This window comes from Huintestinicola sp. (assembly GCF_050874005.1).
GTDB lineage: Bacteria > Bacillota > Clostridia > Oscillospirales > Ruminococcaceae > Huintestinicola.
Window position 1 is genome coordinate 1 of sequence record NZ_JBNMJV010000055.1, and the last position, 12,932, is coordinate 12,932.

The following is a 12,932-nucleotide window of genomic DNA, read 5'->3' on the forward strand; positions in this document are numbered from 1 at the left end:
CTATTCGAAACATCGGGATCACACGAGCGTGGTTCAATATTGGTCTGACAAATCTGATATATAACTTTTGCAGGTATGAATATTTAAAACGAAAATCAACCTGTTAAGGGATAACTGCGCCCTTTTGAGGAAAAAGGGCACTAATAGAGGGGATTTTGTGGTCAAATAGAGGCTGTTTCGGCTTTTGACACGGAAAATTTTCCTCATATAATTCCGCTTGTTTAAATACCAGGGTTTTTAGAGGTTACCAAAAATAAATGCAGGGGGCGGCGTATGAGAAGATCGAAAAAATCGGCAAGGCGGAGGGACAGACTTATTACCGCAGGGCTTTCCCTGCTTTCGGGAATTGGTGCGCTGACAATTGCCGCCGCTCTGCTTTCGGCGGCGGCGGTCTGCGGCGACCTTTCGGACGGTGCAGTCAGGGGAATGTCGGGTGCAGCGCTGGCTGCAGGCTGCTTTGCCTGTTCTTTCTGCGCCGCAAACAGGCGAAGAAAAAACGGACTTGCAGCGGGTTTTTTCTGCGGCATTGCCGTATTCTGCTTAGTTCTTATCATCGGAGCGGCGACTGTCAGGATTTTTTCCGCTGCAGGGGTGTTCACAAAGCTGCTTATCATCGTTACGGCTTCGGCTCTGGGAGGCTTTAAAGGGGTAAATACTCGTCCCATATTCAGAGAATGATGTATTGTTCACGAATTTGTCCGAATGTGCGGCGGCGAAAATTGTACAAAATACCAAAAAACTCGATAAATATTGAAATTCGCCGCAAGCCGTGTTATAATGAACATATATTATTTTTGGGGAGGATACTCAGATGAAGCACATTAAGACCATCAATAAGGCTAACCTCAAGCAGACTGCTGCAAAGGGCGGCTGCGGCAAGTGCCAGGCTTCCTGCCAGTCCGCTTGCAAGACTTCCTGCACAGTTGCTAACCAGAAGTGCGAGAAGTAATTTTGGCAATAGGTTAAAGTCATCAGAGGATAGAGGTCAGACTTATTCTAACCTCTATCCTCTGACTTATATTTGCTTATCATTCCTAAAGTATTTGCAAATCATATCGAAAGGATTTTGAAAATGATACATAAATACAAGCTGAACGGATATAATATTGTGCTTGACGTACACAGCGGCGGCGTTCACATCGTGGACGAGCTTACCTATGATATGCTCGACAACATCGCTCCTCCCTTTGCCGATGAATGTCCCGGGAATGTTATTGAAAAGCTGTCCAGATTTTACGACAGAGAGGAAATAATCTCCTGTTACGAGGAGGTAAAGGAGCTTTACAACGAAAAAATACTCTTCTCCGAGGACGATTACGAGAAATTTGCAAAATATTCCGTTGCTTCACCCATAAAGGCAATGTGCCTGCTTGTAACAATGGACTGCAATCTCCGCTGCGAATACTGCTTTGCATCTCAGGGCGACTATGCTATGGGCAGAAAGGTAATGAGCTTCGAGACGGGCAAAAAGGCTCTTGATTTCCTCCTTGAAAATTCGGGGGACAGGGAAAATCTCGAGGTGGATTTCTTCGGCGGCGAGCCTCTTATGAACTGGGACGTTGTGAAAAAGCTTGTGGAATACGGACGCTCCAAGGAAGCAGAATATCACAAGCATTTCCGCTTCACCGTTACCACAAACGGACTGCTCCTTGACGAGGAAAAGATGGACTTTATCAACAAGGAAATGTCCAATGTGGTTCTGTCCATTGACGGCAGAAAGGAAGTCAACGACCGTGTTAGAAAGCGTGTGGACGGTTCGGGCTGCTATGACCGAATTATCCCCAAATTCAAAGAGCTTGCGGAGAAGAGAAACTATGAGAATTACTATGTGAGAGGAACCTTTACAAAGTATAACCTTGATTTCTCCAGCGACGTTTTCCACCTCTACGACTTAGGCTTCGACCAGATATCCGTTGAGCCTGTTGTATGCGACCACGACGAGAAATACGCCATTACCGAGAGAGACCTGCCTGCCGTATTTTCCGAGTACGAAAGACTTGCTCAGCTTATGCTCGTTAATGAGAAAAAGGGCAAGCATTTCAACTTCTTCCACTTTATGCTGGACCTTGACCAGGGTCCCTGCGCAATAAAGCGTCTGAGAGGCTGCGGCTCGGGAAATGAGTATGTTGCGATCACATCGGACGGCGATATTTATCCCTGTCATCAGTTTGTGGGCATACCCGAATATCTTATGGGAAATATCCATACAGGCGAGTTCAATACCGACATCAAGAAGGATTTCGCTGCGGCTCATATCTACAATAAGGAAGATTGCCGCAGATGCTGGGCAAAGTTCTACTGCAGCGGCGGCTGCAATGCCAACAATTATATTTACACAGGCAATATCCTTACCGCTCACAAGCTTTCCTGCGAGATCGAGAAAAAGAGACTTGAATGTGCAATAATGATAAAGGCGGCTCAGGCGGAGGCTGCCGAAGAATAAGGAGTCTGACAAATGGCAAAAAAGAAAGAACCCAAAAGCCAAAGCCCTGCTCCCGCTCAGAATGCCTATATCGCAGGCAGCGGAGTAGTCGTGGAGGAGAAGATAACCGACACTCTTGAAAAGAATTATATGCCCTATGCAATGAGCGTTATCGTTTCAAGAGCCTTGCCCGAGATAGACGGCTTCAAGCCCTCTCACCGAAAGCTTCTCTACACGATGTACAAAATGGGTCTGCTTACGGGCAATAAGACAAAATCCGCAAATATCGTTGGTCAGACAATGAAGCTCAATCCCCACGGCGACGCTGCTATCTACGAAACAATGGTGCGTATGGCAAAGGGAAACGAGGCGCTGCTTCACCCCTATATCGACAGCAAGGGCAACTTCGGCAAGGCGTATTCGAGAGATATGGCATATGCGGCTCCCCGATACACCGAGGCAAAGCTTGCTCCCATATGCGCCGAGCTTTTCCGTGATATCGACAAGGACACGGTGGATTTCGTTCCGAACTACGACAATGAGACCGTTGAGCCTACCCTTTTGCCTGCAACCTTCCCCTCTATCCTTGTAAACTCAAATGTGGGAATTGCGGTGTCTATGGCGAGCGCCGTATGCTCCTTTAATCTGACGGAGATATGCGAGGCGACCATCGGGCTTATCAAAAATCCCGATTATAACCTGTTCTCCGTGCTGAAAGGTCCCGATTTCCCCGGGGGCGGCGAGATGATATATGATGAGGCGGAGCTTGAGAAGATTTACCGCACAGGACGGGGCAGCGTTAAAATTCGCTCAAAATACAGCTATGACCCCGATGCTCACTGCATTGAGATAACCGAGATACCTCCCACCACCACCATCGAGCAGATAAAGGACAAGATAGTGGAGCTTGCAAAATCGGGCAAGGTAAGGGAGATATCCTATATCCGTGACGAGTCCGACCTTAACGGTCTTAAAATAGCCATCGACATCAAAAAGGGCACAGACCCCGATGCGCTTATGAAACGGCTTTACAAGCTTACTCCCTTGCAGGACACCTACTCCTGCAACTTCAATATCCTTGTGGGCGGCTACCCCAAGGTTATGGGAGTTTACGAGATACTCACCGAATGGACAGCCTTCCGAAAGGACTGCGTCAAGAGGAGGGTATACTTTGACCTGAGCAAGAAAAAGGAAAAACTTCATCTGCTACTGGGTCTTAAAAAGATACTCCTTGACATTGACAAGGCGATAAAGATAGTAAGAGAGACCGAGGACGACAACGAGGTAGTTCCCAACCTGATGATAGGCTTCGGCATTGACGAAACTCAGGCGGAATACGTTGCCGAGATAAAGCTTCGTCATCTCAACAAGGAATATATCCTTAACCGTCTTGCCGAGACAGATCAGCTTCAGAAGGACATTGCCGAGATGGAGGGGATCCTCCAGAGCGACAAGAAAATTCTCGATATAATCATCTCCGAGCTGAAAGAGGTCATCAAGAAATACGGTCAGCCGAGACGGACACAGTTCTGCTATTCCGATGAAAACGATGATGTGGATATCGAGGAGGAAATCCCCGATTATCCCGTTAACCTGTTCATAAGCCGAGGGGGATATTTCAAGAAAATTACTCCTCAGTCTCTCAGAATGTCGGGCGAGCACAAGCTCAAGGACGGCGATATTATGGAGGCTTCCTTCGAGGCTACAAACCGCACCGAGCTGCTTTTCTTTACGGACAAATGTCAGGTCTACAAGAGCAGGGCTTCCGAATTTACCGAGACAAAGGCATCGGCAATGGGCGATTATATTCCCGTTAAGCTGGGCTTCGACCCCGACGAGAATGTGATATCAATGATACCCACCACCGATTATTCGGGCTTTATGTTCCTTGTGTTTGAAAACGGCAAGGCGGCAAAGGTTCCTTTGAACGTGTTTGAGACCAAAACCAACCGCAAAAAGCTTACCAAGGCATTTTCGGATAAGTCAAGGCTTGTGCGTATGTTCTTCATTGCGGACAATGCGGATATTCTGCTCACCTCCACAAAGGGACGTGCTGTTATCTTCAACACAGCTCTTGTGCTGCCAAAGACAACCCGTGACACTATAGGCGTTCAGTGTATGACCCTTAAAGCGGGGGCATTGGTGGAAAATGCCTATATCGTTCCCGAGGAAAAGCTGCCCGAGATGACCAAGTACGTTATGAAATCTATCCCTGCGGCAGGCTGTCTTGCAAAGGACATTACCGACCCCGACCAGCTTACTCTTTAATTTTCCGAACTACTGAAAGGACGTGTATAAAATGGCTGATCTGAAAATGCTCATAAATATTTTTAAGCATCTGAAAACCGTCGGCACCCACCGCAGGCAGGTAAGGAAAAACTGCTTCAAGGCAGGTCTTTACTGGCAGGGACTTACTCACGACCTTTCAAAGTACAGCCCAACCGAATTCTGGATAAGCTGTAAAATGTATCAGGGCGACCGCAGTCCCAATGAGGCTGAGCGTGAGAAAAAGGGCTACAGCACCGCCTGGATGCACCACAAGGGCAGGAACAAGCACCACTTTGAGTACTGGACGGACTACGATCCCAAGACCAAGAAAATGGAAGGCGTGAAAATGCCTCTTATCTACGTGGCTGAGATGTTCTGCGACCGTGTGGCGGCGAGCAAGGTGTATATGGGCAAAAATTATACCGACGCTGCTCCTCTTGAGTATTTTCGCAAGGGAACGGCAGTAAGGCTTATCCACCCCGATACGGCGAAGCTGCTTGAAATGCTGCTCACAATGCTTGCCGAGGAGGGCGAGGACTACACCTTTGCTTACATCAGGCATATACTGCACAGATAAATTTAACGCCCGTCTTTACAAGCTGTAAGGACGGGCTGTTGTGCTATAATAGCTTAAACTTATTGTACAATAGTTACTAAAATATCGTTTGAGTTTGTAAAATATCACAAAAATAATTTTTGTATGAAATATTTTCCATTAGTCAATTGTTTCTATATTAAAGCGAAATTCAGCACAAAAATATTCTGAAAGGAACGATGAAAAAATGAAAAGAAAAATTGCCGCACTTATGGCTGTGATCTTAGCAGCGGGGGCTGTTCAGTCCGTACCCCTCACTGTTTTTGCGGAGAGCGAAACGGCTTCGTCTCAGTCACAGTCGGCTGATAACGGAAAAACAGAACTTTCCGAGGAGGAGCAGATGAAAACCGCTCTCGCTCTTGTTAAATCAAGGATAGACATTCCCGAGGAATACAGCAATTTCGCTTACAGCACAGGTGAAAACCGTGGTATGAAGACCTACATCTTTACCTGGACAGACCCGACGGGAAACAAGTCCTATTCCGTAGATGTGGAGGGCGGTATCATTACAAGCTATTATGCGCCTTATGACTATAGCGGCAAGCCTTCGATCTCATCTCATAAGCCTTCTTATTATGTCAACAAGGCTATGAGCTGGGTGTACAAAGTAAACCCCTCTATGAAGGGCTTTCTTACCAAATCAAGCGTGAGCCTGAATATTACTTCAAACTATGTCTGGGTGAATTTTAACAGAAACTTCGGCGGTACTGCTGTGGAAAAAAACAGCGTGGGTGTCGGTGTTGACAAGCTTACTGGTGAGGTAATATCATATAATGCAAGCTGGTGGCAGGACGCTGAATTTGTTTCATCTGCGGACGCTCTTTCTCAGGAGGAGATAAAGGAAATTTACTGCGGAGAGGTGACTATAAAGCCCAGGTATCATATTTACGAGGACAGCGCTACGGGTAAGAAAAAGACCTGTATCGTTTACGAACCCCAGAGCAGCTATGTTTATGACGCTCTGACGGGAAAACATTCCTCTATGGAAGATGATTATGCAAAATTTATGGATACTGACAAATACGACCACGGCGTTGCTCTGAACGGCGAAGGTGGGGCTATTGAGGATGCTGTGGAAGAAATTGAATGTGAAGAGGATATGGCTGTGGAGACAGCTGCTCCCGCAACGGGCGTAAGCTTTTCGGAGGAAGAGCTTGCCGCAGCCGCAGACCTCAGCACTATGCTCACCTCGGAGCAGTTCAAGGCGCTTGCCGTCAAGGACAAATATATGGGCGTTACCGACAAATATATGGTGCAGAATTTCGACATCAGCAGAAATGAGGACGCCGAGTGCGGCTATGCCATTTCCTGCACTATGATGATAAACAACAAGACTGATAACAGATATGTGACCATTACCGCCGACGCAAAGTCGGGAAAGATAATGAGCTTTTATGCCTATGACTATAACGAAAAAGGGGATAAGGCTGAGCTTAATGTGAAGAAGGCAAACACCCTTGCAAACGATGCAATGAAATATTATTTCGGTGACATCTCGGGTGAGTACAAGGCTGATACGGAAAATACGGCTCCCGTATCGGAGGGCGGCAAAAACAAGCAGACAAGCAGAAATATGAAATATAACCGCTATGTGAACAACATTCAGGTAGCAAACAATAATATTTACATTACGGTAAATTCCGCAGGCAAGGTAACTTCTGTAAGCTGCAGTCACGACAGAGATGTGGATTTCGGTGACGGCCTCATTATCAATAAGGAAACTGCTCTGAAGCTCCTCTGCGAGCAGCAGGATATGACCCTCAGATACAACGGATTTGTTGACCTTGAGTCAAAGCCTCATACATATCTGCAGTATTCTATGGACGGCTGGACATTGAACGGCGTTACGGGCAAGCTTTGCGATTACAACGGTCAGCCTGTTGTCAAGACCGATAAGCAGCCCGAGAACTGCCCTTATACGGATATTTCCAAATCTCCCTACAAGAAGGAGATAGAAGCTCTTTACGAGCATAACGTAAGGCTTTACGAGGGCAAGGAGTTTAAACCAACCGAAAAAATGACATACGGCGAATTTGAACAGCTCCTTGACATCATCACAGGCTATGGATATGAGCCTATGCCCCTTGAAGATGTGCCTCTTGAAGAGGGCGAGGCTGTCAGCTATGCAGAAACCGAAAGCGGAGCATATTTCACAAGAATGACCCTTGCAAAGGCATTTACAAGAGCCGCAAAGGTGGATAACTGTGCAAGATACACCTCAATTTTCAAGTCTCCCTTTACGGACGTAAGCGCAGATGATAAGGATCTGGGATATGCCGCTCTTGCCTACGGAATGGGCGCAATAAACTGCGGTAAAGACGGAAAGTTCTATCCTAATGCCTATGTAACAAGGGAATACGCTTACCATTGTGCATATAATTACATCAAAAATTCTATGGAGAGCTGAGTAAAGCTTAGAAAAAATTTTCGGTCTGCCGCAAATTGATCTGCGGCAGACCGAATTTGTCTATGCAAGTATCGGCTGAATTTGTCTGCCCTCGAGAGCTGCTTCGGCGGCAGCGGGTATCAAGGAAAAATCCGCCACAGCCGATCGGGGCTTTTTTATAAAATCGTCCTGCCTGAAAGGGACAAAGTATATGTTCTTTGTGTTAAGCAGAGTTCCGATATTCTTTGCGGAAGCGGAAAGTGCGTCATTAGTGGAAACGGCTATAAGTACGGGTCTGCCGTTTCGCAGATGTGACTTTACCGCCATTGTTACAGGTGTGTCTGTTATCCCTGCCGCCAGCTTTGCAAGGGTATTTCCCGTGCAGGGGCATACTATGAGCAGGTCGAACATTTTCTTAGGCCCTATAGGCTCCGCAAGAGGTATGGTATTTATCACACCCCTGCCGCATATGCTTTCTGCGGTCATTATATTTTCCTCCGCCGTTCCGAAACGGGTGTCCAGCTCAGAGGCGTGGTAGGACATTATGGGGGTAAGCTCCGCTCCTGCCGCTTTAAGCTTTATCATCTGCTCAAAGGTTTTGGAAAATGTGCAGAAAGAGCCGCACATTGCTATGCCCAGCTTTTTGCCTTTAAGCGATGTCATTTCACTCATTCGGTATCACCGCCTTTCTTGTAAAACGTATCTATTTCCTTTTTTCCCGAAGAATATTTTCGATTGTCCTGGCTATCATTCTGCCCGAGCTTACGGGAGCGGTCTTTCCCGGGAGAGAAAGTGCCCATATGGCTCTGAGACCAAGCCTGCCTGCGGCGTCCATATCCATTCCGCCGGGCTTTGAGGCAAGGTCGATTATCAGACAGCTTTTATTGCAGCACCGAAGCAGTTCTTCGTTAAGTATAAGATGAGGAACGGTATTGAATATGATATCGGCTTTGCGGAGCGGTTCAGAGTCTGCAAGTGAGGATATCTCTGCCGTATCGCAGCCGAAGATCTCTGCCCACGCCATATCCGAATATTTTCTTGCCGCAGCGGTTATGTGTGCGCCGAAGCCTTGAAGTATCCGTATGAGAGATTTTGCTATCCGCCCCATTCCCAGGATAAGCACATTGCTGCCCGAAATAATGACAGGCTGCTCCTCGAGAGCTATCTGCAATGCTCCCTCGGCGGTGGCAAGGGCATTGAGCACCGCAAGCTCCTCACGCTCAAAGTAATCCACCACCTCTATGCCCTTTGAGGTGAACAGTTCACTTACCCCGGAGGATATCCTGCCTCCAAGCACTATCCCGTCCTTTCTGACACAGCTTGTAAGCTCGGAAAGAGAAACGGTTCCGCTGTAAAAGGGTGCGTTCAGCGTTATCCCGTCCGATGAAACGGGCAGCGGCAGAACAAGGCAGTCGGCACGATAGGGGACTGACATAACATTTTCCGCAGAGATTATCCTGTCGCTGCTGAAAATATTCCTGTCAAATCCTACGGTGCAGACCCTATCTTTTTCCGCAAGCTGTTCAGCCAGCGCAGAAAATCGCATATCACCGCCTGCAATAATATATCTTTCACTCATAAAAGCTTTTCCTTTCATTAGTAAACAGGAGCTGCTGCCCTTACATAATTATATGATTTATCCTTATTTGAGGTTCATTAAAATAAAGTTGTTTTTTACGGGTCAATGTGGTATAATATTTTTGTCCGAAATATTTTGGATCTAAATTTTTGAGAAAGACGGTAATTATATGAAAACTCTTGAAGAAATCAGAGAAATATTCAAAAGCGACAAATTTGCCACCGAGAATTTTGCGGTCATAGAAGAAGCGAGGGAGAAATACGCAAAATGCTCCGTTAAGCTTACGGACAGACATAAGAACGCTATGGGCGGCGTTATGGGCGGAGTACACTTTATGCTGGCGGATTTTGCCTTTGCGGTGGCTTCAAACTGCGAGCATATGGGCGTGGTGTCGGTGAGCAGCAATATCACCTTTTTAAGCGGCGTTAAGGGGGATATCCTCTATGCCGAGGCAAACTGCGTTAAGGACGGCAGGACTACCTGCTACTATACCGTTGACGTTTACGACGATAAGGGAACAAAATGCGCCGCAGTTACCATTACGGGCTGCCACGTTGGCTGATATCGGGTAAACTTCGTACTTGACAATACCCTTACTGCTGTGGTATAATTTTACTATGACCTTGGCTTCATAAACTTGAAAGACGGTATCATATATGGAACTTACACAGCTGAAATATTTCTATGCCGCAGCCGAGTGCGGTCATATCACAAAGGCAGCGGAAAAACTTCACATCGCTCAGCCTGCCCTTACCCAGTCTGTCCGCAGACTGGAAAACGAGCTTGGAGTGAAGCTGTTTGTCAGGCGGGGAAGAAGCATTGCCCTCAGTCCCTGCGGAGAATATCTTTACAAACAGCTTGGGGGGATACTGAAAACTCTTGACCGTGTCCCGGGGGAGCTTTTAAAGATAGCCGAGCTTGAGGAAAAGACCATCAGGGTGAATATCATTGCCGCTTCTCTGCTGATAACAGAGCTTATTATCGAATACAAACGGCTTCACCCCGATATAAAATTTGTCCTTCATCAGAGCGCAGACGCCGAAAACTGCGACTGCACCATTTCCGCAAATCTGCCCGGCATTCTTCCGAATATGCCGAAAAACTGTTATTACAGAAGCTTTTCCGAGGAAATAAAGCTTGCCGTTCCCGCAGGCTCATATTATTCCGAACTTTCCTCAATAGAGCTTTCGGACACAAAGGATAACGGATTTATAAGTCTTTCGGGTTCAAAGCCCTTCCACAATATCTGTGAGACATTGTGCAGAATGGTGGGATTTTCTCCCGATGTGGTGTTCGAGAGCGACTCGCCCTCTACCGTAAGAGGACTTATCGGCGCAGGAATGGGAATAGGCTTCTGGCCTGCCTACACCTGGGGAAATATAAACTCGGGCAATGTGGTGCTTCTGCCCATATCATATCCGGACTGCCGCAGAGAGCTTACAGTTATCTGCAACAATACCGACTCGTCAGCCGCCTGCGGATTTTACGATTTTCTCTGTTCAAGGCTTGAGGAAATATCCGCACAGGCAGAGAATATAAAATAAACCGATAAAAGACCTTTCAGACCTTTCTGCAAGGTCTTTTCCGATAAAGGGGAAATTATTTTGAAAAATAGGTTTACATTATATGCCATTACCGACAGCTCATACACACGCCTGCCCCTTTCCGAACAGGTCGAAGCCGCAATTTCGGGGGGAGCGGATATTATCCAGCTCAGAGAGAAGAACATCTCCGATGAGGAGTATATCAAAAAAGCAAAGGAAGTCCTTTCTGTTACAAAAAAATACGACATTCCGCTTATCATAAACGATAATGTAAACGTGGCACGATTTTCGGGAGCGGACGGTGTCCACTTGGGACAGACAGACGGCGACCCGAAAGCGGCGAGGGAGATCCTCGGGGAAAATGCCATTATCGGAGTGACCGCAAAAACCGTTTCCCAGGCGATAGCTGCAGAAGCGGCGGGAGCGGATTATCTTGGAAGCGGAGCGGTATTCGTATCGCCCACCAAACCGAATGCAAAAGCGCTTTCAATTTCAGAGCTGCGTGAGATATGCTTTTCGGTAAGCATACCTGTATGCGCCATAGGCGGAATAAACGCTGATAACGTAACAGCTCTCAGGGGCAGCGGCATAAGGGGCATTGCCGTTGTATCGGCTGTATTCGGCTCGGAAACAGCGGAGGGCATTTCTGCCGCCGCAAGATATCTCAGAGCCGCTGCGGAGGGGATAGTCAATGAATGAGATAAAAAAAATACTTACCTGCGCCGGCTCCGACCCCTGCGGAGGAGCAGGAATACAGGCAGATATAAAAACCATTTCGGCTATGGGGCATTTTGCAATGTCTGCGGTCACCGCACTTACGGCTCAGAATACAACGGAGATAAGGCTTGCGCAGGCAGTATCGCCCGAAATGATGAAGGCTCAGCTTGATCTTGTTTTCACCGATATTTTTCCCGACGCCGTAAAGATAGGTATGCTGATGAACGGTGAAAACGCCGCTGTTATAGCCGAAAGACTGAGATATTACAAAGCAGAAAATATAGTCTGCGACACGGTAATAATGTCCACAAGCGGCAAACAGCTTCTTGATGATGAGGGACTTCGGGTGTTTATAAAAAAGCTTATGCCCCTTGCGGACGTGATAACCCCCAATATTCCCGAGGCGGAGCGGCTCTGCAAGATGAAGATACACACTCCCGAGGATATGGAAAAGGCGGCAAAGTTCCTTTCAAACAGTACGAACGGCGGTGTGCTGATAAAAGGCGGACATCTTGAGGGAAACGCTCTTGATATCCTGCTGTATAAGGGAAAGTTTTATTATATGGATATTCCCCGTATCGACAATCCAAACACTCACGGCACAGGCTGTACCCTTTCATCTGCCATAGCCTGCGGTCTTGCGGAGGGAAAGAGCGTTCCCGAGGCGGTGGAGTGTGCGAAAAAATACATTACAAAGGTAATTTCCGCAGGACTTGACATAGGCAAGGGGAATGGTCCTATGTGGCATTTTGTACAGTAATTTTAAAGTATATATCCGAATATTTCCTTTTTATGTAACACAACCGAATGGTAAATTGTTTTAATATCATAACATCACGAAAGGACGGTCAATATAAATGGAAAGAAAAGCAATGACAGCTATGTATTCCCTTGCCCACTTTTTTGTGGATATGTGCTGTGCCTTTATGATGATGAGATTTGTGAGAGGCGGATACGGGGAAAGCTTCCTGCTTTATAATTTCTGCGCCTTTGCCCTGCAGATGCCTATCGGAATTATCCTTGACAAATTCGGCGGAGGACATCGTGCCGCCGCAACAGGCTGCGGACTGATTTTCCTTTCATATTTCGGCGCACTCGGGGAGCTTCTTACTCCCGCCGCTATATGTGCAGGGGTGGGAAATGCGCTTTTCCACGCAGGCGGGGGAGTGTATGTCCTCGATAAATACGACAGCTCGGGTGCATTGGGAGTTTTCGTGTCCCCGGGTGCGATCGGACTATATCTTGGGGTAACATCTAAAAACCCCTGTACAAAAAAGAAAAAAAGTGGTAAAATAGAGATACGAAAATAAGACAGATAGGGTTCTTTGATGAGGAGAACCGATACAAGAAATTAACAGAATTAGGCGATCCGCTGGAGAAACTGAACAGCGTAATGAATTGGGAAATATTCAGAGACGAAC

The 12,932-nt window shown here is 47.0% G+C and carries 13 protein-coding genes; 11 read left to right on the plus strand and 2 right to left on the minus strand.

Features of this window, described 5'->3' with window-relative positions:
* Positions 1-273 precede the first annotated feature (273 nt).
* The 6 genes from ACR0QN_RS12770 (at position 274) to ACR0QN_RS12795 (ending at position 7,692) form a co-directional block, all read left to right on the plus strand.
* Positions 274-678 carry a TIGR04086 family membrane protein gene (locus ACR0QN_RS12770; RefSeq protein WP_432651604.1) on the plus strand — a complete coding sequence of 135 codons (405 nt, stop codon included), beginning with the start codon at positions 274-276 and terminating at the stop codon, positions 676-678.
* Positions 679-811: 133 nt separating this feature from the next.
* Positions 812-949 (plus strand): six-cysteine ranthipeptide SCIFF, encoded by a 138-nt coding sequence (gene scfA / locus ACR0QN_RS12775; protein WP_178726230.1) that lies wholly within the window; start codon positions 812-814, stop codon positions 947-949.
* A gap of 123 nt (positions 950-1,072) precedes the next feature.
* Positions 1,073-2,443: a thioether cross-link-forming SCIFF peptide maturase gene (gene scfB, locus ACR0QN_RS12780; protein ID WP_432651605.1), complete on the plus strand. Its 1,371-nt coding sequence runs from the start codon at positions 1,073-1,075 to the stop codon at positions 2,441-2,443.
* A gap of 12 nt (positions 2,444-2,455) precedes the next feature.
* Entirely contained in the window at positions 2,456-4,690 is a 2,235-nt protein-coding gene (locus ACR0QN_RS12785; protein ID WP_432651606.1) for a DNA gyrase subunit A, read from the plus strand.
* A gap of 31 nt (positions 4,691-4,721) precedes the next feature.
* Positions 4,722-5,267 (plus strand): DUF5662 family protein, encoded by a 546-nt coding sequence (locus ACR0QN_RS12790; protein ID WP_432651607.1) that lies wholly within the window; start codon positions 4,722-4,724, stop codon positions 5,265-5,267.
* Positions 5,268-5,472: 205 nt separating this feature from the next.
* Positions 5,473-7,692 carry an S-layer homology domain-containing protein gene (locus ACR0QN_RS12795; RefSeq protein WP_432651608.1) on the plus strand — a complete coding sequence of 740 codons (2,220 nt, stop codon included), beginning with the start codon at positions 5,473-5,475 and terminating at the stop codon, positions 7,690-7,692.
* A 60-nt stretch (positions 7,693-7,752) separates the two neighbouring features.
* On the opposite strand, the gene ACR0QN_RS12800 is transcribed toward ACR0QN_RS12795, so the two are convergent.
* Positions 7,753-8,343, minus strand: coding sequence for a dipicolinate synthase subunit B (locus ACR0QN_RS12800; RefSeq protein WP_432651609.1), 591 nt, complete (start codon positions 8,341-8,343; stop codon positions 7,753-7,755).
* Between the two features lie 31 nt (positions 8,344-8,374).
* On the minus strand, positions 8,375-9,250 hold the full coding sequence (gene dpsA / locus ACR0QN_RS12805) for a dipicolinate synthase subunit DpsA (RefSeq protein WP_432651610.1): 876 nt from the start codon (positions 9,248-9,250) through the stop codon (positions 8,375-8,377).
* 169 nt (positions 9,251-9,419) lie between these two features.
* On the opposite strand from dpsA, the gene ACR0QN_RS12810 reads away from it, so the two are divergent.
* The 5 genes from ACR0QN_RS12810 (at position 9,420) to ACR0QN_RS12830 (ending at position 12,821) form a co-directional block, all read left to right on the plus strand.
* Positions 9,420-9,812, plus strand: a complete 393-nt coding sequence (locus ACR0QN_RS12810) for a PaaI family thioesterase (protein WP_432651611.1) — start codon at positions 9,420-9,422, stop codon at positions 9,810-9,812.
* A 94-nt stretch (positions 9,813-9,906) separates the two neighbouring features.
* Positions 9,907-10,794, plus strand: a complete 888-nt coding sequence (locus tag ACR0QN_RS12815; protein ID WP_432651612.1) for a LysR family transcriptional regulator — start codon at positions 9,907-9,909, stop codon at positions 10,792-10,794.
* A 60-nt stretch (positions 10,795-10,854) separates the two neighbouring features.
* A complete protein-coding gene (gene thiE, locus ACR0QN_RS12820; RefSeq protein WP_432651613.1) occupies positions 10,855-11,493 on the plus strand; it encodes a thiamine phosphate synthase in 639 nt (212 codons plus the stop codon).
* Positions 11,486-12,271, plus strand: coding sequence for a bifunctional hydroxymethylpyrimidine kinase/phosphomethylpyrimidine kinase (thiD, locus tag ACR0QN_RS12825; protein ID WP_432651614.1), 786 nt, complete (start codon positions 11,486-11,488; stop codon positions 12,269-12,271). The genes thiE and thiD overlap by 8 nt, the downstream gene beginning before the upstream one ends.
* Positions 12,272-12,368: 97 nt before the next feature.
* Positions 12,369-12,821, plus strand: coding sequence for a hypothetical protein (locus tag ACR0QN_RS12830; RefSeq protein WP_432651615.1), 453 nt, complete (start codon positions 12,369-12,371; stop codon positions 12,819-12,821).
* Positions 12,822-12,932: the final 111 nt, after the last annotated feature.

Bases quoted from the DNA above. Each gene is read 5' to 3' on its own strand.
- ACR0QN_RS12770 (WP_432651604.1), top strand. From the start codon at position 274: ATGAGAAGATCGAAAAAATCGGCAAGGCGGAGGGACAGACTTATTACC.
- scfB (WP_432651605.1), top strand. From the start codon at position 1,073: ATGATACATAAATACAAGCTGAACGGATATAATATTGTGCTTGACGTA.
- ACR0QN_RS12830 (WP_432651615.1), top strand. From the start codon at position 12,369: ATGGAAAGAAAAGCAATGACAGCTATGTATTCCCTTGCCCACTTTTTT.
- dpsA (WP_432651610.1), bottom strand. From the start codon at position 9,250: ATGAGTGAAAGATATATTATTGCAGGCGGTGATATGCGATTTTCTGCG.
- ACR0QN_RS12795 (WP_432651608.1), top strand. From the start codon at position 5,473: ATGAAAAGAAAAATTGCCGCACTTATGGCTGTGATCTTAGCAGCGGGG.
- ACR0QN_RS12810 (WP_432651611.1), top strand. From the start codon at position 9,420: ATGAAAACTCTTGAAGAAATCAGAGAAATATTCAAAAGCGACAAATTT.
- ACR0QN_RS12790 (WP_432651607.1), top strand. From the start codon at position 4,722: ATGGCTGATCTGAAAATGCTCATAAATATTTTTAAGCATCTGAAAACC.
- thiD (WP_432651614.1), top strand. From the start codon at position 11,486: ATGAATGAGATAAAAAAAATACTTACCTGCGCCGGCTCCGACCCCTGC.
- scfA (WP_178726230.1), top strand. From the start codon at position 812: ATGAAGCACATTAAGACCATCAATAAGGCTAACCTCAAGCAGACTGCT.
- ACR0QN_RS12785 (WP_432651606.1), top strand. From the start codon at position 2,456: ATGGCAAAAAAGAAAGAACCCAAAAGCCAAAGCCCTGCTCCCGCTCAG.
- ACR0QN_RS12815 (WP_432651612.1), top strand. From the start codon at position 9,907: ATGGAACTTACACAGCTGAAATATTTCTATGCCGCAGCCGAGTGCGGT.
- ACR0QN_RS12800 (WP_432651609.1), bottom strand. From the start codon at position 8,343: ATGAGTGAAATGACATCGCTTAAAGGCAAAAAGCTGGGCATAGCAATG.